Source organism: Bacillus sp. FSL R5-0512 (genome assembly GCF_038593295.1).
In the GTDB taxonomy this organism is placed as follows: domain Bacteria; phylum Bacillota; class Bacilli; order Bacillales; family Bacillaceae; genus Bacillus; species Bacillus safensis.
This window is the reverse complement of the sequence record NZ_CP151982.1, coordinates 891,000-916,762: the sequence shown is the minus strand read 5'-3', so window position 1 is coordinate 916,762 and position 25,763 is coordinate 891,000. Positions and strand designations below refer to the sequence as shown.

Sequence of the window (25,763 nt, the reverse complement as noted above, 5' to 3'; positions counted from 1 at the left end):
TTCCTCCCCTTACATACTTTCATTTACAGCATTTGTTTGATTTTTCGTAGAGACATAGAGTCCTAACAATACCACAACTAAAATAACGCTTACAATCCAAAAGGCTGGAGTGATGTTCGCTTTAAAGGCTGCATTGTAGAAAACACCGCCAAATGCGCCGCCTAAAATTGGACCAACGACTGGCACCCAAGCATACTTCCAATTCGATGGACCTTTACCTGGAATCGGCAGAATCGCATGTGCAATTCTCGGACCTAAATCACGTGCAGGATTGATTGCATAACCAGTTGTTCCACCTAATGAAAGACCAATTGCCACAATTAAGAATCCAACAATCAGCGGATTGATTCCGTCTGCGAATTTATTTGCACCAATCGCTAAGATTCCTAGAACCAATACAAATGTACCGATGACTTCACTAAGTACGTTTGCAAAAGTATGCGGAATCGCAGGACCAGTTGAGAATACACCCAGCTTTGCACCTGGATCGTCTGTTGCTTTCCAGTGCGGTAAGTAATGTAAAAAGACAATAATAGCTCCTATTAATGCGCCAAGCATTTGACCGGCAATATACATTGGTACGTCAGCCCAAGGAAAACTTCCTTCAAGCGCAAGCCCAATTGTTAGTGCTGGATTCAAATGCGCTCCGCTGATTCCACCTGTTGCATAAGCTGCTATGGCTACTGCAAATCCCCATCCGAAAGCGATTACAATCCAGCCGGACTGATATGCGAGCGATTTCTTTAAATTGACTGCCGCACATACACCGCCTCCAAAAATAATGAGAAGCATTGTACCTACGACTTCACCCCAAAATGGTGTCATGAAAATTCCTCCTCTGGTTCAGTTGCCATCCCCTATGAATGTGTAAAAAAAGATAAAGAAAAAAGATCCACAACAAACATACTTTACATCAGGGTCATTTGTCACCTAGTAAAGCGCTGTTGTGGATCTCCGTTTCTCCATCACATGATATTAACTTAGTGCTATAGTATCAGAGGATGAAAACGTTGTCAATCAATTTTCACATTTTATCTTTTTCACTTTTGGAACGCTTTCCAAAGGGCTGTATTCGATGTTGTCACAGCTGTAGCTCCTGCTTCAAGTGCTCTTTCTACATCTTCTTTTGTGCGGATAAACCCGCCTGCAAATATTGGAATACCAGCTCGCTCGCGCACTTCTGTAATTAAATCCGGCACAACCCCTGGCAATACTTCAATAAAATCTGGGCGATGTTTCCCTACGAACTCCATACTTTTTTCCATGGCACTTGTATCAAGTAAAAACATTCGCTGAATGGCATATACCTTCTTTTGCTTAGCTTTCACTATGACAGAAGACCTAGTAGAAATAATTCCTGCCGGCTTCATTTCCTGACAAATAAATTCCGTTCCATACTCATCATGTTTGATCCCGTGAATGAGATCGACATGAACAAACATTTTTTTATGATGGGCATTTGCCTCATTCATGATGCCCTTTAGCCGGCCTAAATGGACATCAAGTAACACCCCGTATGTAAATGGACTTTTTAAAAATTCCTCAAATTGCTTCATATTGCGAACAGCAGGTAGAATGGGTTGATCATGAAAACTCATATGCCGTCTCCTTCTAAGTGTATTGGTTCAGTCTTCTCCTAACAGTAATAGAATCTCTTCTATTTTTCAATACACCTAGTGTATCCAATGCCGATTTCACCTAGCAGATCTTAATGTATGTGCTCTTCCCATAGAAAAAAGCAGAGAAATCTCTCTGCTATAACTGTGCCATGCTTTCTTTTAGCGTGTTGATAATAAATGAAGCGTCTTCGGCTGTTATATTTAGCGGAGGTGCAAGCTGGGCAACGTTATTATAGCCGGCAACCGTATCACCATTTTTCCCGATGATCAGTCCGCGTTTTTTACATTCAGCAATCAATTGACCGACAACCTGTGGGTCAGCTGGTTTTTTGGACTGTTGATCCTGGACAAGCTCAATTCCAAACAGCAGGCCTTTCCCTCTGACATCACCGACAAATGGATGCTCTTTTAACTCTTGCAAACGTTCGAGCATGTCTTGCCCCAGCGTGTCAGACCGTTCTACTAATTTCTCGTTTTCCATGATCTCTAGGTTGGCAAGGGCAACCGCACAGGAAGCAGGATGACCGCCAAATGTATTTACATGGCGCAGCCTGTCATACGTATCTTCCCCTGCGTACGCTTCATAAATTTCTCGTTTCACGCACGTTGCAGAAAGAGGTAAGTAGCCGCTTGTGATCCCTTTTGCCATTGTGATAATGTCCGGCTTTACTTCCTCATGCATAAAACCAAACCGCTTCCCTGTCCGGCCAAATCCGCAGATGACTTCATCCACAATGAGAAGCGCTCCATGAGCCTCACAGATGTCTTTGACCTTCTTCAAATACCCTTTCGGAGGCATTAAGATACCGCCGCCTGTAATAATCGGCTCCATAATGACCCCAGCAATGGTCTCACTTAGTTCCCACGTCATGGCTTGATCGATTGCCGCTGCACTTGCCAATGTATCTTGATCCTCAGGATGACGATACATATCAGGCGGTGCGACATGGATAAAGCCTTGACCTAATGGTTCATATTTATATTTACGCTGCGCCTGCCCCGTTGCGGCAAGGGCTGCTGCTGTATTGCCGTGATACGACCGATACCTGGAGATGAACTTTGTTCTTGTGCTCTCTTCTTTTTGCGCATGATATTGTTTGGCGATCTTAAATGCGGCTTCATTGGCTTCAGAACCGCTGTTAGAAAAGAAGATGACATAGTCCCCGCCAAGCCATTCATTTAGCTTTTCAGCCAGCTGAATCGCTGGCACATGGCTTTGCGTCAGCGGATAGTAAGGCATTGTATTTAGCTGCTTATATGAAGCTTCTGCCAGCTCTTTTCTGCCATAACCGGCATTTACACACCAAAGACCTGACATCCCGTCTAAATATCGATTCCCATGAATATCAGTCACCCATGCGCCTTCTGCCTCGTGAATGACCATGCTTTCATTTTCCTTGTTTGTCCCTTTCATATGGTGCCAGATCAACTGATCATCTTTCGCCTGAAGATTTTGAGCCTGCTCATGTATTTTCATCTTCCCGCCCCCATGTATCCGTTTTCATCATTAAAGAAGCTTAGACCGGTTCAGCAGCACACTGCCTCTCCATTCATTATATGGATGAAAAGGGAGGCATATGAAACTGAAACTAGGCCGCCCGTAAGAGAGAACCAATCGTTACTTTCATTATAAAAAAGGGGACGGGCTGATTACATTAGACAGATCGTCAACTGATTGAAAAGAACCATAAGACACTCTACTCGGTTGCCTTAGCAAATCTAACATACCTTGTTAACGACGATTTCCTTGCAGGAATTCATATGCAAGAATCGCAAATTCAAGCGCCTGTCGTTTCGGTGCCTGCATCATATCCTCACCAAGCAATGCATGCAGTTTATCGAGTCTATGATAAAGGGTCTGCCTCACAATATAGAGCCGGCTTGCAGTTTCCTTTTTAGAACCGTTTGTCTGTAAAAAGATATTCAGCGTTTGATAGAGTCTTCCGCTATTTTGCTTATCATATAAAATCACAGGCTCCAAATACTCTTTCACCATACATTCAAGCAGTCCGCTTTCCTGCATGACAGGCATGAGACGGAGCATATGCAAATCTTGATAAAATGGGCTTTCCACCCGCTGGGGCATCACTTTCTTTATATGCAGCACTTCTTTGGCTGCCTGAAAGCTTTTTCTCATATGCTGAAACTGTTCACAATATGGACCGATGCCAAATTTGATCACAGTTCCGCGGGGCTGCTCCCGATCATACAATTGTTTGATGTCAGCTGCCGCCTTCTCTGCACGCTCTTTCCAGTCCTCCTTCTTTCTCGTGTTCAATAAAATAAACAAGGTTTGTCCTTGATGCTCATACGGAATCAAGTGGAAACCTGCTCGCTGAAAGATGGAGCGGCACGATACGAGAAAATAAAGATTTCCTGCAATTTCTTCGATTTGATGATGCTTTTGAAAGAGCATGACCACACAGCCGGTTGGTTTTTTCAATCCTTCTGTTTCTTCAAGATGCTCTAAAATATCTCTTTCTGAATGCTCTTCTTGGAACCATTTTTGCAGCCATTCGTTCTCTTTTGTCTTCTTCAGCTCTTCTGTATAAAGCTCTCTTAGCGTTTGCTGGGCAAGAGCATTTGCCCCTTTATCCATGACGAGCAGTTCGAATTCTGAGAGCGCGTTCGTTTGATGAATGAGCACAAGGTCTGCAAATGTCTGCTTGAGTGCAAGCACTTCTTTTTTGGTCACTTCATATCCTTTTGGCAAGGAAGCAAACTGTAAATAATTCATGACCAGCTCTTCGGTTTGTTTAGAGGAATCACATAAAATAATCGGCTCCCCCTGAACAGGAATGAGTAAAAGAATGCCCCTTACGTGCTGATACACTTGATCCAAAATATCCATCTGCGGATGGGGAGTCAATAAAAGCTCATTCAGCTTTGATGACAGTGCTTCTAAATCAGCCATCATTTGATACTGGCGTTCAATCATCATCGTATGGAGATGCTGTGTAATGTTGACGAATTTCACTTCTTTTGTAAACAGAATCAGCGGAAAATCTCTTTCTTCTGCATACGCAATCAGTTCTTCCGGCACATCGAATCTGAGCGGAACAAATTCAATACACAAGCCTGCCGCACCAGAATCGATCAGCTGTTTTAAAAATGCTTGAAACACATCCAATTGATCATGAAAGCCTGCGGCTGTTGTTAGTATGAGCTCTCCCCCATTTAACAAATCTTCTACAGCAGGCACTTCTAGCACATGGACCCATTTGACCTGCCGAAACAATCCCTTTTCTCCTGCTAACACTTTTGCATGGGCAAAATACTTTGTTTTCAACACATCACTCACTTGAAAATGAACATCTGCATTCATTGATATGTCCCCCTTTGTTTTGCCGCCTAACCCCTATCCCAGAGGGTGCATAGATAAAATCCATAATAAAACTGGTAATGTCACGATGCTTAAAACGGTACTGAGAAATGTCGTGCTTGAGACAAACTCAGGCTTCGTTCGAAATTGTACAGCCATCAGCGTGGTATTTGCTGCTGTCGGCATAGCTGCAACTAAGATCATAATTTGTTTCACCAAATCATCTACCGGTAAAATGAGCGTAAAACCAAATGCGATGAGAGGTGAGATAAACAGCTTCAGCAATACAGCATAAGAAATATTTCGATAATCCACTTGCTTAAAAGAAATGACGGCGAGCTGCATGCCTAAAATAAGCATAATCGTCGGTATGGCGGCATCCCCCACAAGCTGGACACCCGTCATCACCTCTTTAGGCAATGAAAGATCAAGCAGCTGAAATAATAGACCGAGGAGTGCCCCATATGCAACCGGCATACGCAGCACTTTTTTCAGCACAACCTTTCCATCTCCTGCATCCTCTCCGCCCTTTGCTGCATAATACATACCGATTGTACTCATGACAAGCTGCTGCAGTACCATTAAAACGATGGCAATATCTAAACCAGCAGCTCCGAAGACAAGCAGGACAACGGGTGTGCCGTAATTCCCATTGTTCATAAATGCTGACGACAGAATCATGGCACAATACATTTCATTCGAATAACCATAAATACGAGATAAAATAAAAACGCATAAAACAAGTGAAAGACAAAGTCCGACGACAAAAATAGATAGGTACACATAGTCCATCGATACTTTGTTTTGATAAAAGGTTTCAAACGCAAGAAATGGTGACATTAAATATAAAGACATTGATGAGAGCGTATGTATGTCAAAACCAATGGCCTTCTGCCCAATATATCCGATAAGAAAGATACCGAACACTGGCAGTAAGACAAGTAAAAACTCCATGCTGCACCTACTTTTCTCTAGATGAATTCCTATTCTTCCTCATTATCATACCACTGTTAAACAATAAAAAAGAAGCACCCTTATGAAAGGCCGCTTCTCTCTTCATCCATATAGAATACTTCCCACAAATGACCATCAAGATCTTGAAAGCTCCAGCCATACATGAACCCATGATCCTGCTTTTCCTTAAACGGTGAACCGCCTGCTGCCATCGCCTGCTCCACCAGCTCATCGACCTCTTCCCGTGAATGAACGCGCATAGAGATTATCACCTCTGATGCTTTTTTTGCATCCACTAATTGTTTCTCTGAAATGGATTGAAAATGCCTAAGAGATAACAGCATGACGGTGATCGTGTCATCAATGACCAAACAGGCCGCCTGATCATTCGTGAACTGCTGCTCAAAGTCAAAACCCAGCCGCTCAAAAAAAGCGATAGATTCCTTCACATGATTTACCGGCAAATTGATATACAAATGTTTAGATTGTCGCCCCATGTTCCTCTCCTTTTTGAACACATAATCTCCTTTCAGTATATTCGGCTTTTTCTCCAGCATCCCTTTGTCAATTGAAAAAATCTGATGTCATCAAAAGAAGCGCCTCAACAATAGGCGCTTCCTTCATTATTTCTTATATTCAATATGGTACACGTCTCTTCTTCGGTCTTTGAGCTGACGTACCGTTCCATCTTGCCGCTGTCTTCTTAAAATTTCTAAATCGACATCGCCAACGACAACCATTTCTATATTCGGATTACACTCACCTACAATCCCATCTCTTGCAAATTCAAAGTCAGATGGGGCAAAAATCGCTGACTGTGCATATTGGACATCCATATTTTCGGTTTGCGGAAGGTTTCCGACAGTTCCTGAGATCACGGTATAAATCTGGTTTTCAACCGCTCTAGCCTGTGCACAGTAACGCACTCTTAAATAGCCTTGACGGTCTTCTGTACAGAACGGCGTAAAAATAATTTTCGCTCCTTTATCAGCTGCAATCCGAGCAAGCTCTGGAAATTCAATATCATAGCAAATTTGGATCGCAATTTTACCGCAGTCTGTATCAAATACCCGAACTTGATCACCTGCTGAAATCCCCCACCATTTTCTTTCATTCGGTGTGATATGGAGCTTATATTGCTTTTCAATTGTTCCATCACGTCTAAATAAATAAGCGATATTGTAGATTTTCCCTTCCTCTTCAACGAAATGTGATCCGCCGATGATGTTAATGTTGTACTTCACAGAAAGGTCTGTAAACAAATTAATGTAATCCTCGGTATATTCCGTGATCCGCTGAACTGCAAGACTTGGGGAGCGCTCCTCTAAGTAAGACATGAGCTGCGTTGTAAAAATTTCTGGGAATACGGCAAAGTCAGCTGACGCATCTGATGCGACATCAACATAATACTCCACCTGATTCATAAATTCCTCGAAGGAATGAATTTGTTTCATCGCATATTGAATGACGCAAATGCGAACTGGGAACGCCGATTTATAAAATCTTTTCGATTGCGGACGATAATCAACATTATTCCATTCCATTAACGTCGCATATGTGCTCGATGCCTTATCATCCGGCAAGTAATTCGGATTGATCCGCATGAGGCTGAATTCATTTAACAGCTGAAAAGATAAAACAGGATCATAAATTTGGTGAAGCATGACCTGCTCCACATATTGACGAGGCGTCATTTCCTCTTGGTATTTATGATAATTCGGGATGCGTCCGCCAATGATGATGCTTTTTAAATTTAATCTTCTCGCTAAGTCTTTTCTTGCTTCATATAAACGATGGCCAATTTTCATGCGGCGGTATTCAGGACTAACCATCACTTCAATTCCATACATATTCATCCCATCTGGATTATGGTTAGTGATGTACCCATCATCTGTGATGTCCTGCCAAGTATGACGGTCATCGTATTCATCAAAGTTAATTAATAAACTTGAACAAGAGCCAATGATTTCTCCCTCAAATTCAGCACAAAACTGACCTTCTGGGAAATGCTCAAGATGGCTTTCAAGGTGCTCTCGTTTCCAAGGGTCCATGCCCGGAAAGCATACCTCCTGCAAGGCGATGATTCGGTCAATATCTTCTTCCCGGATATTACGGATCACCATTCTTTTTTCAAACCGCGTTAAATCGAGTTTTTCTGCCATGATGTTTTTGCCCCCTTACTGATCCTCTTTTTCAAGCTGATGGAATAGCTGGAGCAATTCGATTTCAGCCATGGATTCTAATCTGACATCATATTCTTCAAACTGCAGCGTGCTCGTCACTTTGTTTGGGACGATGACGCATTTCATGCCTGCACGTTTGGCAGCAATTGATCCATTCACTGAATCCTCAAATGCCACACAATCCTTTGGCTCTACACCTAAGCAGCTTGCGGTTTGCAAATAAAGCTCTGGATGAGGTTTGACTTCTTCCACATCATCTGACGTACGGATACATTCAAAGTAATCGAAAAGACCAATTTGCTTCAGGTGATCAGACACCCATTTATAGTCTGAGCTGGAAGCAAGTCCAATCTTGATTCCAAGCTCCTTCGCTGCCTGTAAATAAGCTTCTACGCCAGGTCGTGCTGATTCATCCTTCATTCTCTTTTGAAAACGAGAACGCCGGTCCGCTGTGAGTGCCTCATGATCGAGCGTCTTTCCTAGCTGCTTTTCTAAGTATTCAAAAGGCTTAAAGCCCGCCTGCGTCCCGATGACGTTGCCCCATACAGAAAGAGGCAGCTCCGACTCATGCTCTGCAAACATTTCTTGTAAAACTTCATATTCATGTGTTTCTGTATCTAAAATTAATCCGTCAAAATCAAATATAATCGCCTTTACCAACGAGGCCACTCCTTTTTTTTACGAAAGTCTTTAATATGATACTCAATGCTATCATATCGTGAATAAAATTGACTTTCAAAGATGAATGTCTGCTAAAATAATTATGTATAAAAGGAGCCTGTACCATTTTGTCAGGCTCCTACCCGTGTTCGGTTTATTCTGCAAGAGGTCCAAGCGCTCCGATTCGTGGAGAAATAGGCAATGTTGAAAAAGAGCGGGTTTGGTATTACAGATCTAAAGGTTTCTCCGTTCCCTTAAAAATAGTATGTGCGGCAGCCTTGTAAGTTAACAAGGAAGTTCACACCAACTTTTACGCATTTTGAAGGCGGCGGCTGGCAAAATCGTCTAAATCAAACGGAAAAGAAAAGCCGCATGCATTGACCTGCTCACGGTTTCGCTCGAATAGCTCACGATCACGCTTTGTCATATGGCGTTTAGGTTTTACAATAATGGTATGTAATAGCTGAAGTCCCGATAAAATACGAAAAGCATCGTCCATCGTTCCGTTATAAACCCCTTCAACAAAGGTCAGCGGGCGTTCTTGTTGACGCGCAGCTGGGTTTTCACCGACAGCATGGGATAGAAGATCTTCAACATCCTTTGATATTTCTTCAATTGCCTGCTCTTGCAGGTCTGTAGCAGCTTTCATTATTCTCACGTGGCATCTACCTCTCTGTCGTTAGTTCTCCATTCAGAATAGCACAGAAAAAAAGGCGTTCGCCAAGGTAAGTGTTTCCTATATATACCCAAAGAGAGGAACGGATATTATGAATATTAACGGGCACACGCTCTCACTAAAAGCAGGTGAGCAGCATCATGACACTTCACTTAGTCAGTTTTTAAAAACAGCCGTATCGGCCTCAAAACCGATTATCCATTTTTGGATGGAGCATCAAAAAATACGTTTAAATCAAAAGCCTGCCCATCACGCGGCAAAAGTCAGTACAGGCGATCACATCCTGATCGATTTATTTGAAATGGAAGAAAGTGATGTGACGCCAGAATATGGTGAATTAGAGGTGCTCTTTGAGGACGAGCACTTATTGATTGTGCAAAAGCCCGCTGGACGGCCAACGCACCCGAATGAAAAGGGACAAACGGGCACACTGGCAAACCTTGTGGCCTTTCATTTTCAAGCAAATGGCGAGGAAAAGCGAGTGAGACATATCCACAGGCTTGACCAAGATACAAGCGGCACTGTCATTTTTGCTAAACACAGGTTAGCTCATGCTGTGCTTGATCAAATGCTTTCTAAGAAAACGATCCGTAGAACATACATCGCCATCGCAGAAGGACTTTTCAAGAAAAAGAAAGGCACGATCAATGCAGCGATCGGCCGTGACAAGCATCATGCCGTCAGACGAAGAATCTCTCCTACTGGTCAAAGTGCTGTGACTCATTTTCAGGTTATGGACACCAATAAACGCCTGCAAATGACAGCCGTTAAGCTGCAATTAGAGACCGGAAGAACACATCAAATTCGTGTCCATCTTAGCAGTCTCGGGCATCCTTTAGCCGGGGATTCACTTTATGGCGGCGCTCGCGTTTATATCAACAGATGCGCTCTTCACGCCAAACAAGTAGACATGACACATCCTTTTACAGGTGAGCACCTGAGCATAGAAGCGCCGCTTCCACCAGATATGGCTCAGCTCATGGACGAGATCATTCATTAAAAAAAGAGCCTGCTGATTAAATGCAGGCTCTTTTTTCATTAGACAGATGCTCTTTTTGCATAAATAATATATCGCTCTGGTGCATTGCCGACGAAATGAAATGGATAGCATGTCGTTAACACGAGCTCTTCCTTTTCATTCTGCAAAGTAATAATGGATGTATCATGCTGATCCACGATTTTCGTATGTGTGATTTCATAAAGAAACTCACCATACGGCACAGTGATTTTCAGCTGATCCCCAATATCCAGCTCACCTGTTCGGCGAAATACCGTGTCGCGATGGCCAGATAGGACGATTTGTCCCTTTTGATCAGGGTAATAACTGCCTTTGTAATGCCCGACTCCTTTGGCAAGATCATCCGCATCTGTCCCTTCGACAATGGGAAGGTCTGCTTTTAATTTCGGAATCGTCAGGATGCCAGAGGCTTTCCCCACTTCAGGAGAAAACTGCTTCTTTGACATCCTTTGATTGTCCGCTACCGCTTTCTTCGCGGCTTCTAATGATTGTGCTGTTTGAAGGTGTGTAGAGGCGATTTGCCAAATTCCCCAGCCGAGCAAGACAATTCCTGCTGTCATCACAGTAAGTGCAAGCCACTTTTTCATGCTTAAACTCCTTTACCTGTTACATTTCCTTAGATGAAACGCTCTTTAGCTTGCTGCTTTTTCTTCTTGTTTTGCTTTTTGAATGCGTCCCTCTTTTTGATACACAATGGAAGCTCCTTCAAAGCTCTTCACAAAAGCGACAGTGGCTTCTAAATCCTCTGGACCTGTTTCAGGATTTTTCCCCAGCCTTCCTATCGGTGCATACTTACTGCCAGTTGCAGTTGCCATAAAGTTATTCACCGTGAGTGTATACGTTTGATCGAGCGCAACGTCTGATCCATCTGGCAGCTTTAAGTCGACTACTTTATATGTTAACGGATCATAGGAATATGAAAAACCCGAAATGCTATAATCTGGTCCAAATTGAGGAGAAATTTGCGCTTCAATGATCTCAGCCAAGTCTTTCCCCTTAATCTCAAGTTTAACTAAGACGTTGCCAAAAGGCTGAATATTAAACAGATCTCCCCACGTAATCGGCCCTTTTTCAAGGTTTTGCCTGATGCCGCCGCCATTCATCATGGCAAAATCACTATTCATAGAATACCTCATACCATCAGCAATCAAATTACCGAGCGGCGTATCTCCATCATTTGAATAGCCGCCTTCCATTTTGACACCAGCTTCTCCAACTACCTCACTAATAATCGGCTCAACTTCTTTTCCGTAATGAGCCAAGATGCCGGCTGCTTCCTTGTCCTTTTCAATACCAGACTGGTCTACATACTGGATATTTGCACTCTTTTTGACAATATCCTTCGTTTTGCGGTCAAGTGTTACATTGACTTCGCCAACGGCCTTCCCATATTCAAAGGCTTGAACAATTAATTTCCCATTGACCTCTCCGTTTACCACTTCGTGATTATGCCCCGCAAAGATGACATCAATTTCATCATCGCCTTCTTTGGCAAGCTTCGCACTTTCTCCAGTGATGGTATCTCCATTTTGAGAGGCTGTCATATGAGCTAAGACCGCAATGGCTTTGATCCCTTTTTGTTTTAATTCCTTCGCGGCTTCATTAACGGCCTTGACTTCATCTGTAAACTGAATGTCTTTAATCCCTTCCGGCATCACCATTCCTGCGGCTGACTTTGTCACAACACCGATAAATGCTACAGGAATTCCCTCGACATCCATGATTTCATAAGCAGGTAAAAGTGGTTTACCTGTATCCTTGTATTCACAGTTTGCACAAACGAGCGGAAAATTCTGTCCGTCATATCCCTTTGTGCCTTTAGGATGATCTCCGCCATTTATGATCCGTAATAGCTCGTCCACCCCTTCATCAAATTCATGGTTACCAACCGTGCCAACATCAAAACCAATGTTCTCCATGAGTTCAACAGTTGGTTCATCCTGCAGAAGAGACGATATTGGAGAGCTGCCGCCAATCATATCTCCGGCGTGAACTGTGATCGTATTTTTGTTTGCTGCTTGTTTTTGTTTCATATAAGCCGCCACATAATCCATCCGTCCATACGTTCCTTTATTGCCATCACCTTTTAGATCCAGCTCGTATTGTTGATCAATTTTCCCGTGTAAATCATTCATGCTTAAAATGGTTAACGGGACTTCCTCAGCTTCCTCTGCCGTCTGATAGCCAGCCTGTTCTGCTTCTTCTTTTGAAGCAAAAAAGATGCGTTTATCTACAGCGATTTCTTTCCAGCAGTCAGGCGATACGTACGTTTTCGCTGATGAATCACCGACGTAGCGTGTCAGTCCTTTTTTCTGTTCACGTGCTCTAAATTCAAACGGCTGTTCCAGCAGCGGGTCCGCTTCGTTCCATATGCCCAGCCCTTTTTCTTTCGCCTCTTTGACCGCTTTTTGGAACATCTGATAGTCCTTTTCATCTCCAACCGGCCAGATGAAATACGTGGGAGCATATCCTTTTTTCACAAGCTCTAAATTCGTATTGACCCCTTTTTTGGTTTTCACTTGAGCTAAAAGACGTCCATAGTCGTCCTTCGCTTCAGGACCAATCTTTAATGTGACTTTATCTCCGCTTGAAAGCATCGTATTTAAATAGTCCGCCGCCTTCTGTCCAAAACGCAGCTGGTTTTGATCTAATTCATTTTTTGGCTTATGGTACGTTTCCGGCGTGTCCATATTCACAAAGCGCACCTTTGTTGTACCAAGCACAGGCTTCTTTAAATGAATCGTATCACCATCCACTACCCGGTCAACCGTTGCCTCGTATTCTTTCTTGATTTTTGGCGGCTTTGGCTGGCGTTTCAGCAGACTGATATCACCCTTGTGTCTTGGAAGCACCTGCAGCGTATCATATCTGCTTAAAACTCCTGTAAACTCATACCATTTCCCTGTCTTTACTTCATCAATGGCACTTGTATCCACCATCACTCTAAGGATGGTGCTGTGATATTTTTTATCAATAATCACGACATTATATCCACCGCCAGCCGGCTGCTCTGGCTTTGATTCAACATAGCCTTTGACCTTCACAAGTTTTCCTTCATGTTTATGTGCCTGATCCGTTTCTAGTTGTTTCAGTGAGACTCGCTTCGGCTTTGGCAAGGTTTGATTGACAGCATCTACCTTCAGGGCATCTCGATCCGGCACAATTTCAATCAGTCCTTTATAAGACGTGATCTTCCCCGTTACTGTCACCTTCATGCCTCTTTTCAGTTCTGGGAAGTTGTTGGGCTGTGCTGAATAAATATTGATTCCAGCTGATTTGTCTTGAATGTACGTTGACAGTTTCCCATTGCCTATAGCCGATTGGTCTGCTGTCACAATTCCACTCACCGTCACCGTTTCTCCGATCAGCAGACGGGCTTTCTTGATTTTCATTGGCTTCTTTTGGTTCCAAACCGTTTCCTTCTTTTCAGACGCAATGGCTTGTTCTGCTGTAATCATGCCAGGCAGTAAGGATTGCAGACTAAAGATCACTAAAACCAGACAGCAGATCATTCGAATGGAACGAACACGTTTCATTAGACCCTCCCCTTCCGAGCTTTATCTCTCATAGTGTACTAAGTAAATATTGATGGTAGATGGATTTCTTGTAAATCTTATGTCTGTCAGCTCATTGGAAACGTAATAATCACTCGTGTCCCCTCAAAGCTTTTGCTTTCAAAACGAATGCTGCCGCCATGGCTTTCAATGATTTTAATCGTCATCATTAAACCAAGGCCAGTCCCTTTTTCTTTCGTTGTATAAAAAGGTTCACCCAGTTTCCCTAGTTCTTCTTCTGGTATGCCCTTTCCTTGGTCTTCAAAAATCAGCATCATCTGATTATGTTCCAATACGGATGTGACTTGAATGACACCTGTCACACCATCCATCGCTTCAATTCCGTTTTTAAGAATGTTTAAGAAAACTTGTTTCAGCTCATTTGGTATACCTTGAATGTTTGGCAGCGACGGAGACAAATTCTTCTGAATAGACACGCCTTTTAAAACCGCCTGTGATTCAACGACCATGATCACTTCTTCGAGCAGAAGATTGACATGTACCGGCTCAAATTTCACCGATTTGCTTCTAGAGAGCACAAGGAATTCATTAATAATGGCTTCAAGCCGATTAAATTCAGACATCATCACATCTGCATAATCCTTCTGATATTTCTTACTTTGAATCATCAGCTGTAAAAATCCCTTTAACGACGTCAGCGGGTTCCGTATCTCATGGGCGATGCCGGCTGCAAGCTGACCAACTGCGGACAGCATCTCGGACTTCATCAGCATCTTCTCTGACTGCTTTTGATTGGTAATGTCCTCAGAAATCCGCATCACGGTTGACTGCATTTTGTCAGGATCATCAATTCGGTGTAAAGAGACTCTCTCCCATCGTTCACGGCCTGATAAATCCTGAAAGTACAGCTCACCAGTCCAGCTGCCTTCTTTTAAACAAACGTCCCATTGCTTTTCTAAATCATCACATTGACACAGCGAATGATAGACAGAAAAAATATCTTTGCCGATCAGGTCATATTCATGCTGCTGTACAAACTGGCAAAAGCGCTGATTCACGCATTGAATGACCCCTTCCTCAGTTGCAACAACAATATGGATATGGCTGTTATCCAGTGCTGTTACCGCTAGATGGAGTGACTGTTTGATTTTTGTCATTTCCGTCATTTTAATCCACGTCATCACCGCTCCCTCATGATCTTGATCAAAGATAGGTGTGATGTGAACAGTAAATTGTTCTCCTTCATTCGTTTCAATTTCTCGTTCGATGACGCGCCTGTCCGAGATAACCGATTGTATGTCATGATAGAGTGTTTCCTGTGTAAGCTTTTTAGCCATCGCCTGAAAGGATTGCTGTTGCCTTATTTGTGCTGAAGTAAATAAAGAGGCGGCTGTAGGAGTGTAATAGCGAATATTCATGTCCCGGTCCACAAACAACGTCGCAAGCTGAGGCTTAACAGAAGGTCTATACAGTTCTTCCCTTGTTACCCTTAAGTTGTTTATGATATTAATAAAATGTTCATGTTTTTTCTCAAGCTCCGCTATTTGCGTGTTTTTCACTTTTAATTGAGCCCTTGCCTCCTGCTCTTTTTGTTTAATTTCATTGAGTTCAATTTCTAAATCGACAATACGCTGCTGATAAACTGAATTCTGATCTGGCATCCCTTTTTCCCTGCTGTTCTTTTGGATTTTCCCTCTCTCATTCATTCGAATGAGAATGACGTATACCCCTTTAAAACGGTGATCAAAACTCTTTACAATAAAATCCGCATACTGCTTTTTTCCTTTTTCCGAAATGAGGACATGCTGAAACACAACCTCTGTCTCGTCCGTCCATACCTTTTGAAAGGTTTGACTCAACATCTCTTTCAAATAATCAGGTGTGACATATTCACATGATTGATCTGACACTTCTGTACGGTCTAAAAAGGAATAGGCCCCATTTGACATCGCCAGAATTTTGTCACAATCATTGATCACCATGCATGCGTCATATTCTCCGCTCACTTCTTCCATATATTGTGCAGCTCGCTTTTTTAACTCGGCATCACGAGCGTCATATACCCAAGGGACACTAGATGCAGGAACATTTGAATAGGTGTAAATGTTCCACTTCTCATTGAACAATTGAAACAATCGAGGAATATTGGGAACAGTTTCATTTGGCCCTAAGATTAACACCCCTTGATCTTTTAAAGCATATTGGAATCGGGATAATACTCGTTTTTGTACTTCTGGCTCAAAGTACATCAGAACATTTCGGCAACTGATAAAATCGAGGTGGATAAAAGGTGAATCAATCAATAAATTGTGAGGAGCAAAAACAATATGTTTTCTAAGCGACTGCTTCACAATAAAAGCGTCACCTTTTTTTTCGAAATATCGCGCCCGCCATTTTTCCGGTATGCTTGCCATAGACTCTATCGAGTAAAGACCTTTACTAGCTATTTGAATGGCTTTTCGGTTGATATCTGTCGCAAAGACTTGAAGTTCAATGGACACATCTCTTCGCTTCATTTCTTCTAAAAATAAAATCGTAAAAGAATAAGCTTCTTCCCCTGTCGAACATCCCGCAATCCAAATTCGGCACCGAGATTTCCCGTTGTTCATCGAATGGTCAATGATTGACGGGATCACCTTCTGTTCACATACTCGAAAAGCCTCCATATCTCTAAAGAAAGCAGTCGTGCCGCTTAGGAGCTGAGCATGCAGGCGGTCAAGCTCATCTGGTTCTCTTTCTAATAAACGATCGTACTCTGTTAATAATGACATTGGTTCGTTTGCAGTGCGCATGCGTTTTTGAATAACAGAAAGCAGCCTTTTCTTTTCATAGGTTGAAAAGGCAATCCCTTTATACATTTCGAGACGTTCAATGATTCTTAGTAAAGCTGGATCCGTCTCATCCGCATGCGGGACATTGATGATATTGGCCATATAAGCTGCAAGGGTGGATGGATTTTTGAATGATTGATGATACATGCTGTCAAAACCACTCTCTACCTCACTGCACGATAACGCTGTACCGCCTTGCTCAACCAACCGAAGCAATCCACTCCCCACACAATGACCTTTTTGAAAAAAAATCGCAAACGCCTCTTCCTTTTGAACACTGGCAAGTGACTTAAAAAGCGAGTCGACAGAGCATCCCTTGTTTGTTGGCAGCTGCTCAGATACATGAAGCCGATGATCTTCTGTTAACGTCACAGCCGCATGCTGCGGACAAAAATAGATGGTCTTCTTCATGACTTTCTCACCATGTTTAATCGTTTTTGCCCGGTAGCCAATCGGTAAAACAAGTGCTTCCAAATCTGTTATACAATCGCCTGTCACGTGATTTTGCACAACAATAAAAGAGGCATTTAATTCATGTGGCAACGATTGAAAAAAAGCCTCAAGATGATGCTGTTCAAACGGCGAAACACCGATGCCGATCACTGGTGCCTGCACATGTTCGTCTTCTATCAAACGATTAATGATTTTGTCCTGCATCTGGTACCCCCATGTTCATTCGTCTGATACTTTTTTTCGACAAAAAGAAAGAAAACCCTCTAATTGTAAATAATGTTTTTTGCATGAAAACGAGAAAATATCCTCACATTAAAACAGATTGCATAAACAGAAGGAGGAATATCAATGCAAAACGATCAGCAGCCAATGTTTCAAGGAAGCGCTCAGCAGCCTGAGCTCAACCATGGCGGGCATGAATTATTCGATTTACATGAAATTTTAGCCGGCACGATTAATATTTTGGATCAATATATGATCCTGCGGCAATTTATTCAAGATCCTGCATTATGCGACATCCTGGATCGACAATATCAGTTCGTTTTATCACAGTACAATGTCACTGTAGATTGTTTTTCTACAGGCCAAAAGCCTAGTGAAGAAACCGCTACTTATATGATGAAAGAACACACACAAGTGACATACGGAATCAAACCTTCTCAGCCGAAGAAGCCGAATCAGTCATTACAGGATGTAAAAGACTTAGGCATCACAGGACATATGCTCAGCCTAGTCAAATCACACGCTGGGCTACTTTCCATGTCCGCATTAGAAGTAACAAATCCTGTTGTCAGACGTGTGCTTGCTGCGCAGATTCCGAACTTTATCGAAATGGCATATGAAATTTTCTTGTATCAAAACAAGCATGGCTACTATCAAGTTCCTCAGCTTTCCAAACAAGATATGACAGCCATGACGTCAGCTTTTGCACCGCTTCAGGGGCAGGTTCAAATGCCTCCTAGCAAGGCAGATCAACAAAAGCCTCTTCATTAAAAAAACGGCTGACCTCCTTCTCTGGTCAGCCGTTTTTTCTTTGATACATCACTTTAAACTGTTCTTCAAAATCTGTGAGCCTCTCCCCCGTCGCCTGTTCAAAGCCGCTAGCAAATTGGCCCGTTTTCGCAGTTTCCTCCATAATCTCATGTATGATGTCTCGTCCGTAAAGCTGCACCAGCTCATAGATCATATAATAGCTTTGTAAATAGACATCTGTCTCATACGTTACCCGGGAGTTCTGCCAGTCTTGATCAGAATGAAGAGATTGAAATGGAATTACATCGAAGCGTTCAGACGTAGCATTTAACACGTCATAGGCCGTCCACTCTGCTGTTCCTTCGTGGAACCAAAGCGGAAAAATGCCTGGAGATACTTCATATGAATGGACCTTTTCATAGAAAACAAAATGAGCATACTCATGAATAAAAAGCGTATTGAAAAAGTATAAAGGCAGTGTCTCTTTCTTTAATAATGCTTCCCGTTTATCTGGATATAACCCAATCATTTGATCATGATCGGAGTAAAATCCCGTAATATGCTTGATACCAGCGATTTGTTCGATCGTCTCTTTATCATCAAAATAAATAACGTCTAAAGGTCTGTCAGCTTCAAATTGAAACACTGACGCTGTCCTCTTCTCTGCCTGCTTCATGGCCTCTATGGTCAGATCAACAAAAGCATCCTCTTCCTCTGCATAGTAGATTCGAATATGTTCATAGACTTGCTTATTGAGTCCCTCCGTGATAACCGTTTTAGGAGAAGACTGCTCCAAATATTGTCCTGTCAGCTGAAACGCAACATAAATCAAGTACGCGGTGAAAGCATAAAAAATCAGACCTGCTGCAATCATCCCGCTTACAAGTTTTTTATGAATCAATGACGGCCCTGCTTTCATTTGCTCCCCACCTGAATTCATCCTGCACCCTCTTTCTCTCTCTATGAAGAAACAAAGATCAACAAGAGGTGATATATTTTTTACTTTATGCAGTCAGGTGCGCGAGGTGCGGTTCCAAACAAAAAAGCCGCATATGACATACGGCTTTTGTCGTAGCTATTTTGATTCAGGGAAGACACGTCTAACCGTTTCAGTAAATTCATCGAAAAATCCTGAAATCGGCTCTCCGCTTTTAATACGTTTTCCATAACCTTGCATACGATCGACAAAGTCTGGATTAGCAGATACATACACGTTGTCGATTTGTTGATCCGTTGATTTGACTTTGTCTGAAATTTTCTTTTTCAGATCGTCCGTCACATCACCGCTTTTATTGCCTTCAAGTACAACGGCAACAAATGCATTTTTTCCTGTGACAAGCACGTTTGCTGTCTTCACTTCAGACATATTGGCTACAAGCTCTGACGCCTTATCTGCCACTTTGACCTTCTGAGGTGTTTGAACATCTGGCTGATCCTGTCTCATGTTGTCATTTTTATATGTGACATTTTCATACTGCCTTTTCATTGTTCCTCTACGCTCATCGCCTTGGTTGTTCATTCCACACCCAGCGGTGATTAATGTTGGCACGAGCAGTAAAGATAGCATCCATTTCTTATTCATCAATTATTCCCTCCTTTTGCTCATAGGTTTTTCATCCAGCCGGCTTTTTATGCACATATCCTCTCTTTCCGCAAAATGAATTCATAATTCAGCTGTGATTGGTCATCCTAAACTTGATGAAAGATCATCACGATCAAATGGAGGGATTCGTTTGTTTAAAAAAAGAAAAGGTATGAGCACTGGCGCAATGATCGCAGTATCAACAGCTATCATTGCATTATTCTCCCCGGTTTTACGAAGAAGACTGAAAAGCATGACACAAATGAATATGTCTTCAATGATGAAAGGCGCAAACCATCAGCACCAAGATTCATCTCGTCATGAGTCCCGCTCACATAAGGAATCAAAAGGAACAGGTGAAGTTGGCCAAATGATCAAGCAGGCATTCACAGCTGTCCAGCCAAATCAAACGAACCAGCACCAATCACCATCAAGAACTCATCAGCCAAGAGAATCTTATGCGCAATCTCTTCACATTGATGAAAGTGTGATGAATGTGATGGATGATGAATCGATCCAGCAAGTCATCAATGACATCGAGCACAAATAATAAAACAGGAGCCTTCATAAAAAGAGGCTCCTGTTTATTCTCCTGAAAAATGTTCTTTGACCATAAGACAAAAGGAAGGTAGAAATGTGATTTCGATTGTTGTGATGAAGTCGTCACGATGCTCTAATATCAGCAACAGCTCCTTTTCTTCCTTCCGATCTTTTTTAATCTCTACATGCTGGACTGTTTTAAAATCATATATTCCTAAAACGGATTCGGTCTTTTTTCGAACGACCTTTAAGGTAAACTCCTGCATAGCAAGCGACATGTTCACAACAAATCGCTCCTCCTGATTCTCGAACCGAAACGTCAAATCTTGATATTCAACCGGCATTTCTTTTTCAAATCCGGCATCTGGCATTTTTTCAAAAAAAGAAAGCCAGTCCGTTTGATCTGGAAAGCGTTTTCCCCGCATTTTCTTCAATTCCTCATCATTAAAATTTTTATTAATTATCCTTTTTCCCCTTTTCTTTTGCAACAAATTTTAGTAATTTTAAAAAGGTGATTCTATTTTGCTAAGAGACCTCTTTATTAATTTAACAATTCTTGTCACTTTCCATTATTTATTTATGCTTGTGTTTAAAGAGAATTTTCTGAAGAAAGAAGATACCTTGCTCAGGCAAATATGCAAAGGCATGCTTTCTGGGTTACTCGGTGTCCTTTTAATGTTCTTCTCTATTAAAACAGGACCAGCGATCATCGATTTAAGACATATTCCCCTTATTTTAACGGCCTTTTATGGAGGCATCGCCCAAACAATGATTGCAGCTTTTATTGTGATCATTGGCCGATTATTAATTGAAGCCAACATCGCTTCTTCCATCAATATTTTTTCCATGATGTTTATCGCAGCCTCTTCTTTTTTGATTGCAGAGCGTCATATGAATCATGTTGTGAAAATGCTGTTATCCATTACGATTGGTAATGTGGTTGCCACAAGCCTGTTCATCTTGATCGTGCATGAGACATCATTTCAGCTGCATTCTACATATTGGATTTTCTCATATATTGCTGGATTGTTTAACTTTTATGTCATTGAACATCAAACAAAAGCATATCAGCTGTTAAATTTATATAAATTCCAAGCTCATTATGACTTTTTAACAGGTGTTTTAAATAAACGGAAGTTCGATGAGGTATTAAGAGAAGCTTTTACTAAGAAGTTGAAGCAGCCTATCCATCAAATGTCCCTTATTTACCTAGACATCGATTACTTCAAAACCATCAATGATCAATATGGGCATCATGAGGGAGATATTGTTTTAAAAGAAATCGGTACAAGGCTGATTAAAAACACAAGAAGCTCTGATTATATTGGTCGGATTGGCGGTGAAGAATTCGCTGTCTTTCTACCAAATTGTACAATTGAAAAAACATGGCAGATTGCAGAACGCTTACGAAAAAAAATAGCCGATCAGCCGATTTATTTAAAAAATGGTATGTCCATTCACACTACGGTATCAATTGGATGTGCTTATTCTCATGGAACGAGTGCAGACATCAAGCAATTACCAATTATAGCTGACCAGGAGCTCTATAAAGCGAAGGAGTCTGGCCGAAATCAAGTGAGCTTTTCAGAGAGAAAAAAAGACCATTTAACATAGGCATTTTCCTCAATTTGTTAGCACTAATTATTTTTAAAAAAGTTTTCGTATAACAGTTGTTTTTTCCCGCAAACACTGGTAAAGTAAAGGTAATTATTTTTGTTCGTATCATCTTTAAGAAGAAAGTTTTGAAAGAGTTTTCGTCTTTGAAGTTTGTGTAAGAGCAAGAATAGTGAATTTAAGCGTTAAGATCGCTTTAGGAGGAAATTTCATGTTAGAAGGTAAAGTAAAATGGTTCAACTCTGAAAAAGGTTTCGGATTCATCGAAGTAGAAGGTCAAGACGATGTATTCGTTCACTTCTCTGCTATCCAAGGCGAAGGCTTCAAAACTTTAGAAGAAGGTCAATCAGTTTCTTTCGAAATCGTTGAAGGTAACCGTGGACCACAAGCTGCTAACGTTAACAAAGCGTAATTTAAGAGCATCTGCTCTTTTAGCACTTTATAGAGTGAAGGAAAACCGCCCGGCTTCTGCCGGCGGTTTTTTTGTGCCATAAAAAAAGAGAACCTGATGAGAGGTTCTCTTTTTTATTTGTCCTTCTGCTTTAGCTTCTGCAAAGCAGAACGATACATATCATCATTCATTTTTGTCTCTGGTTCTTCTTCTTTGACAGGTGGTTCTGGCTGTTTAAACTTTTGAAGCGCCTGTCTATAGAAATCGTCGCCAGACGCAGCATCATCCGTTCGAGAAGGCTCTGACGCTTTTTTTTCAACTTCAGGCTCTACAGGTCTCGCCACAGCTTCTGGCTCGCTATGCGGCACGTCAGGCTGATTGGAGACATCTTCTTTGATCTCTTCCTTATCGGCTGATGCGTGTCTGACATTGAACGCTACTAATCCAATAATGACTAGAACAGCAGCTACTAACGCTACAATAATCGTCGCCAAAAGAACCCTCTCCTTATCGCTTAAATGATGCAGTGACTGATGCTACACGTCTTCCTAGTGCTTTTCCAAGTTCAATGCCTTCAGTCGAAATCAATTCATCTGAATCGATCGGACATGTCACACCAGCTCCATAGTAAGAGCCGTATAAAGCATTCTCTGGAACATTTCCAGGAAGGCCGACAACAAGCATTCCTTGGTGGAACATTGGTGTAATCAAATTATGCATTGTCATTTCTAAACCGCCGTGTGTTGTAGCAGTTGTACAGAAAACAGCACCGACTTTATCGATTAGTTTTCCTTCTGCCCATAAGTAGCCGAGACGGTCAATCCATGTCTTTAACCCAGAACTAATGGTACCAAAGTGACCAGGGCAGCCCCAAATGATCGCATCCATTTGATCGAGTTTGCGAATGTCTGCATCTTTCACGTGATCAATGAATACTTCAGCTTGCTCTGTTTCACCTGCGCCTGCTGCAATCGCTTCTGCAAGTGCTTTTGTATGGTCACCTTCACTATCGTATACAACATAAATTTTCATGTACGGTCCCTCCACACTTATCTTGCATCTTGGTTAGCTTCCTTAGGTGCCGGAAGCAGTGATATTTCTTGTTTCTTATGCTGCTGTTCTTTTCGCTTTTTATCCTTACGAACATCTCGCAGGAACAAGCTGAGAATGACACCAGCCGCACAGAATAATGTCACCCACATGTAAGCATCATTGATGCCCATCACGTTTGAATCAACCTGTGCTTTTGTAAAGAGCTGGGTAGATACATATTTTTGAGCAGCTTCTGCTGTCATGCCCATATGATGCATCACATTCGATACAGCCGCCTGGAATGAATTCATAAAGAACGGGTCCGCAGTATTTGTTTGATCCGCCATATTGGAATAATGGAATGTCGTCCGATTCGTATAAATCGTTGTGATCAAACTCGTACCGATGGAACCACTAATTTGTCTTAATGTATTAGACATCGCTGTACCATGGCTGTTTAAGTGCTGCGGTAATTGGTTCATCCCTGCTGTCATAACCGGCATCATCAAGAGCGACATACCAAATGCGCGTACTGCATACATGAGCACAATGTGACTATAGGAAGTATCAATGGTCAGCCTCGTAAACTCATACGTCGTGACAACGGTAATGAGCATCCCCACAATGGCAAGCGGACGAGGTCCAAATTTATCAAACAAGATCCCTGAAATCGGGGACATAATGAGCATCGCAAGTGCCCCTGGAAGCATTAATAGCCCAGATTGCAATGCCGTAAACCCAACGAGGTTTTGCAGATAAATCGGAAGTAAGAACATCCCCGTATATAAAGCAACCGTAATAATGATGTTAATGACACTTGATAATGAGAAAATGCTGTATTTAAATACGCGGAAATCAAGCATCGGATTATCAACTTTCAACTGTTGGAAAATAAAGAGAATGATCGCAATCGCACCAATAATAATCGTAGATAAGACGATTGGATCTGTCCAACCATCACTTCCTGCTTCACTCACTCCGTATAAAAGGGAAGCAAAACCGACGATTGAAAGAATCGCACCAAGACTGTCCAGCTTGATTTTTTTAGGCTCTACAATATTTTTAAACATAAAGAAAGCCGCGATAATGACAATCGCACCGATTGGCACAAGTCCATAAAACATAATACGCCAAGAATAATGTTCAATAATGTAACCAGATAATGTTGGTCCTACTGCAGGAGCAAACATCATCGCAAGACCAAAAATCCCCATTCCTTTCCCTCTGTTTTCCGGAGGGAAAATAAAAAGGATTGTTGTCATAACGAGCGGCTGTAAGATACCGCCGCCGACAGCCTGAATCAAACGGCCGATAAGCATCGTTGAAAAGTTTGGCGCAATGCCGCAAATAAATGTACCTAGTGTAAACGAGATCATAGCCACTAGGAATAAGCTGCGCTGTCCAAAACGTGTGATTAAAAACGCAGACAACGGAATCAGCACACCGTTGACAAGCATGTAGCCTGTTGTCAGCCACTGAATCGTCGTTGCACTCACATTAAATTCTGTCATTAAATGGGGCATAGCTACGTTCAAAAGCGTTTGGTTTAAAATCGCTACGAACAAACCGGCCATTAAAATGATCAGTAAAGACAAGGAGCCTGTTCCCTGTTTTGTCGCTGCAGGTTGATTTGCCATCTCAGACAACCTCCTTTCATATTTTGATATCAATCATCATTAAGATGAAATTTTGACAGAAGCATTCATACCTGGAAGCACTTTGTCTGATGGATTTTTAATTGAAATTTTCACTGCTACTTTTTGCGTTACTTTTGTATAGTTGCCACTTGAATTAGTTGCTGGCAGCATATTGAATGTTGAGTTTGTCGCATAACCAATTTGTTCAACAGTTCCTTCAAATGTTGTATCAGGATCTCCATCTACAACGATGTCGACTTTGTCGCCTTTTTCAATGTTTTTAATATCTGTTTCCTTAATATTTGCTGTGATGTAAAGCTTGCTTAAATCAATTGTTTCACCAAGAGCTGTACCAGGCTGCACTTGTTGATTGTTTTGTACTTCTTTTTTAACTAATGTGCCATCAGCCACTGCTTTAATGTTTGTTTTTGTTTGTCCTTCAACTTTTGCAACTGTGCTGTCTTTTTCCACTTCGTCACCTTCGTTGATATTCCAGCCTTTGATTTGTCCAGCTGCTGGTGCTGTAATTTGATACATGTCACCTGTCACTTTTGCCTCATCTGTTTTGACAAAGTTTGTGCTTTCATAGTAGTAATAAGCACCTCCGGCAATAATGGCAAGAATCACAATAAGGCCAATAATGTTCGTTAGCAATAAACGCCCTCTGTTCATGTTTTGTTTCTCCTTTCATGTATAAAAATATAGTGTCATCTGCTTTAGCAAACTTAGAATGCCCATCATCTGACAGAATATGAAACAAGCTC

At 41.9% G+C, this 25,763-nt stretch carries 24 protein-coding genes; 5 read left to right on the top strand and 19 right to left on the bottom strand.

Annotated elements, in window-relative coordinates; all coding sequences use genetic code 11:
• Positions 1–9: 9 nt before the first annotated feature.
• The 9 genes from NSQ25_RS04605 to NSQ25_RS04565 all read right to left on the bottom strand — a co-directional run bounded on the left by NSQ25_RS04605 (position 10) and on the right by NSQ25_RS04565 (position 9,396).
• Positions 10–825 carry an MIP/aquaporin family protein gene (locus NSQ25_RS04605; RefSeq protein ID WP_024425303.1) on the bottom strand — a complete coding sequence of 272 codons (816 nt, stop codon included), beginning with the start codon at positions 823–825 and terminating at the stop codon, positions 10–12.
• A 215-nt stretch (positions 826–1,040) separates the two neighbouring features.
• Positions 1,041–1,598: a glycerol-3-phosphate responsive antiterminator gene (locus tag NSQ25_RS04600; RefSeq protein WP_024425304.1), complete on the bottom strand. Its 558-nt coding sequence runs from the start codon at positions 1,596–1,598 to the stop codon at positions 1,041–1,043.
• 157 nt (positions 1,599–1,755) lie between these two features.
• On the bottom strand, positions 1,756–3,096 hold the full coding sequence (locus NSQ25_RS04595) for an aspartate aminotransferase family protein (protein ID WP_034282275.1): 1,341 nt from the start codon (positions 3,094–3,096) through the stop codon (positions 1,756–1,758).
• A 255-nt stretch (positions 3,097–3,351) separates the two neighbouring features.
• Positions 3,352–4,944, bottom strand: a complete 1,593-nt coding sequence (locus NSQ25_RS04590; protein WP_081124150.1) for a PucR family transcriptional regulator ligand-binding domain-containing protein — start codon at positions 4,942–4,944, stop codon at positions 3,352–3,354.
• A 33-nt stretch (positions 4,945–4,977) separates the two neighbouring features.
• On the bottom strand, positions 4,978–5,895 hold the full coding sequence (locus NSQ25_RS04585; protein ID WP_061109599.1) for an AEC family transporter: 918 nt from the start codon (positions 5,893–5,895) through the stop codon (positions 4,978–4,980).
• Between the two features lie 80 nt (positions 5,896–5,975).
• On the bottom strand, positions 5,976–6,392 hold the full coding sequence (locus tag NSQ25_RS04580; protein WP_061109598.1) for a VOC family protein: 417 nt from the start codon (positions 6,390–6,392) through the stop codon (positions 5,976–5,978).
• A 126-nt stretch (positions 6,393–6,518) separates the two neighbouring features.
• A complete protein-coding gene (locus tag NSQ25_RS04575) occupies positions 6,519–8,057 on the bottom strand; it encodes a bifunctional GNAT family N-acetyltransferase/carbon-nitrogen hydrolase family protein (RefSeq protein ID WP_034282283.1) in 1,539 nt (512 codons plus the stop codon).
• A 15-nt stretch (positions 8,058–8,072) separates the two neighbouring features.
• The gene (locus tag NSQ25_RS04570) at positions 8,073–8,738 is read right to left on the bottom strand and encodes an HAD family hydrolase (RefSeq protein WP_034282284.1); all 666 of its coding nucleotides are present in this window, start codon (positions 8,736–8,738) and stop codon (positions 8,073–8,075) included.
• A 310-nt stretch (positions 8,739–9,048) separates the two neighbouring features.
• A complete protein-coding gene (locus NSQ25_RS04565; protein WP_041116937.1) occupies positions 9,049–9,396 on the bottom strand; it encodes a DUF5365 family protein in 348 nt (115 codons plus the stop codon).
• A gap of 109 nt (positions 9,397–9,505) precedes the next feature.
• Between NSQ25_RS04565 and NSQ25_RS04560 the strand changes: the two genes are divergently transcribed.
• On the top strand, positions 9,506–10,414 hold the full coding sequence (locus NSQ25_RS04560) for an RluA family pseudouridine synthase (protein ID WP_326136640.1): 909 nt from the start codon (positions 9,506–9,508) through the stop codon (positions 10,412–10,414).
• Positions 10,415–10,452: 38 nt separating this feature from the next.
• On the opposite strand, the gene NSQ25_RS04555 is transcribed toward NSQ25_RS04560, so the two are convergent.
• The 3 genes from NSQ25_RS04555 to NSQ25_RS04545 form a co-directional block, all read right to left on the bottom strand.
• Entirely contained in the window at positions 10,453–11,019 is a 567-nt protein-coding gene (locus NSQ25_RS04555; protein WP_065214168.1) for a class D sortase, read from the bottom strand.
• Positions 11,020–11,064: 45 nt separating this feature from the next.
• Positions 11,065–13,968: a 5'-nucleotidase C-terminal domain-containing protein gene (locus tag NSQ25_RS04550; protein WP_326136641.1), complete on the bottom strand. Its 2,904-nt coding sequence runs from the start codon at positions 13,966–13,968 to the stop codon at positions 11,065–11,067.
• 86 nt (positions 13,969–14,054) lie between these two features.
• Positions 14,055–17,435, bottom strand: a complete 3,381-nt coding sequence (locus tag NSQ25_RS04545) for a CheR family methyltransferase (RefSeq protein ID WP_214755294.1) — start codon at positions 17,433–17,435, stop codon at positions 14,055–14,057.
• A gap of 144 nt (positions 17,436–17,579) precedes the next feature.
• On the opposite strand from NSQ25_RS04545, the gene NSQ25_RS04540 reads away from it, so the two are divergent.
• Positions 17,580–18,224 (top strand): spore coat protein, encoded by a 645-nt coding sequence (locus tag NSQ25_RS04540; protein ID WP_034282292.1) that lies wholly within the window; start codon positions 17,580–17,582, stop codon positions 18,222–18,224.
• Between the two features lie 25 nt (positions 18,225–18,249).
• Here the strand turns inward: NSQ25_RS04540 and NSQ25_RS04535 are convergent, their stop codons facing one another.
• Both NSQ25_RS04535 and NSQ25_RS04530 read right to left on the bottom strand, forming a co-directional pair.
• Positions 18,250–19,122 carry a hypothetical protein gene (locus NSQ25_RS04535; protein WP_034282333.1) on the bottom strand — a complete coding sequence of 291 codons (873 nt, stop codon included), beginning with the start codon at positions 19,120–19,122 and terminating at the stop codon, positions 18,250–18,252.
• Positions 19,123–19,278: 156 nt separating this feature from the next.
• On the bottom strand, positions 19,279–19,785 hold the full coding sequence (locus tag NSQ25_RS04530; RefSeq protein ID WP_034282294.1) for a YhcN/YlaJ family sporulation lipoprotein: 507 nt from the start codon (positions 19,783–19,785) through the stop codon (positions 19,279–19,281).
• Between the two features lie 151 nt (positions 19,786–19,936).
• Here NSQ25_RS04530 and NSQ25_RS04525 point away from each other — a divergent pair, with 151 nt between their 5' ends.
• The gene (locus NSQ25_RS04525; protein WP_024426613.1) at positions 19,937–20,335 is read left to right on the top strand and encodes a hypothetical protein; all 399 of its coding nucleotides are present in this window, start codon (positions 19,937–19,939) and stop codon (positions 20,333–20,335) included.
• Positions 20,336–20,369: 34 nt separating this feature from the next.
• Here NSQ25_RS04525 and NSQ25_RS04520 read toward each other — a convergent pair whose 3' ends face one another.
• Entirely contained in the window at positions 20,370–20,750 is a 381-nt protein-coding gene (locus NSQ25_RS04520) for a hypothetical protein (protein ID WP_041116926.1), read from the bottom strand.
• A 97-nt stretch (positions 20,751–20,847) separates the two neighbouring features.
• On the opposite strand from NSQ25_RS04520, the gene NSQ25_RS04515 reads away from it, so the two are divergent.
• Both NSQ25_RS04515 and cspB read left to right on the top strand, forming a co-directional pair.
• Positions 20,848–21,939, top strand: coding sequence for a diguanylate cyclase (locus tag NSQ25_RS04515; RefSeq protein ID WP_144496530.1), 1,092 nt, complete (start codon positions 20,848–20,850; stop codon positions 21,937–21,939).
• A gap of 211 nt (positions 21,940–22,150) precedes the next feature.
• A complete protein-coding gene (gene cspB, locus NSQ25_RS04510) occupies positions 22,151–22,351 on the top strand; it encodes a cold shock-like protein CspB (protein WP_008349061.1) in 201 nt (66 codons plus the stop codon).
• A 113-nt stretch (positions 22,352–22,464) separates the two neighbouring features.
• Here the strand turns inward: cspB and NSQ25_RS04505 are convergent, their stop codons facing one another.
• Genes NSQ25_RS04505 through NSQ25_RS04490 form a run of 4 tightly spaced genes read right to left on the bottom strand, consistent with a single transcriptional unit; the run spans position 22,465 to position 25,671 of the window.
• Entirely contained in the window at positions 22,465–22,824 is a 360-nt protein-coding gene (locus NSQ25_RS04505) for a hypothetical protein (protein WP_034282297.1), read from the bottom strand.
• A gap of 13 nt (positions 22,825–22,837) precedes the next feature.
• Complete coding sequence (locus NSQ25_RS04500; protein ID WP_024425322.1) at positions 22,838–23,362, bottom strand: flavodoxin family protein; 525 nt, start codon at positions 23,360–23,362, stop codon at positions 22,838–22,840.
• A 17-nt stretch (positions 23,363–23,379) separates the two neighbouring features.
• On the bottom strand, positions 23,380–24,999 hold the full coding sequence (locus tag NSQ25_RS04495) for a DHA2 family efflux MFS transporter permease subunit (protein ID WP_041116922.1): 1,620 nt from the start codon (positions 24,997–24,999) through the stop codon (positions 23,380–23,382).
• 39 nt (positions 25,000–25,038) lie between these two features.
• Positions 25,039–25,671 (bottom strand): efflux RND transporter periplasmic adaptor subunit, encoded by a 633-nt coding sequence (locus NSQ25_RS04490; protein WP_070325641.1) that lies wholly within the window; start codon positions 25,669–25,671, stop codon positions 25,039–25,041.
• Positions 25,672–25,763 lie beyond the last annotated feature (92 nt).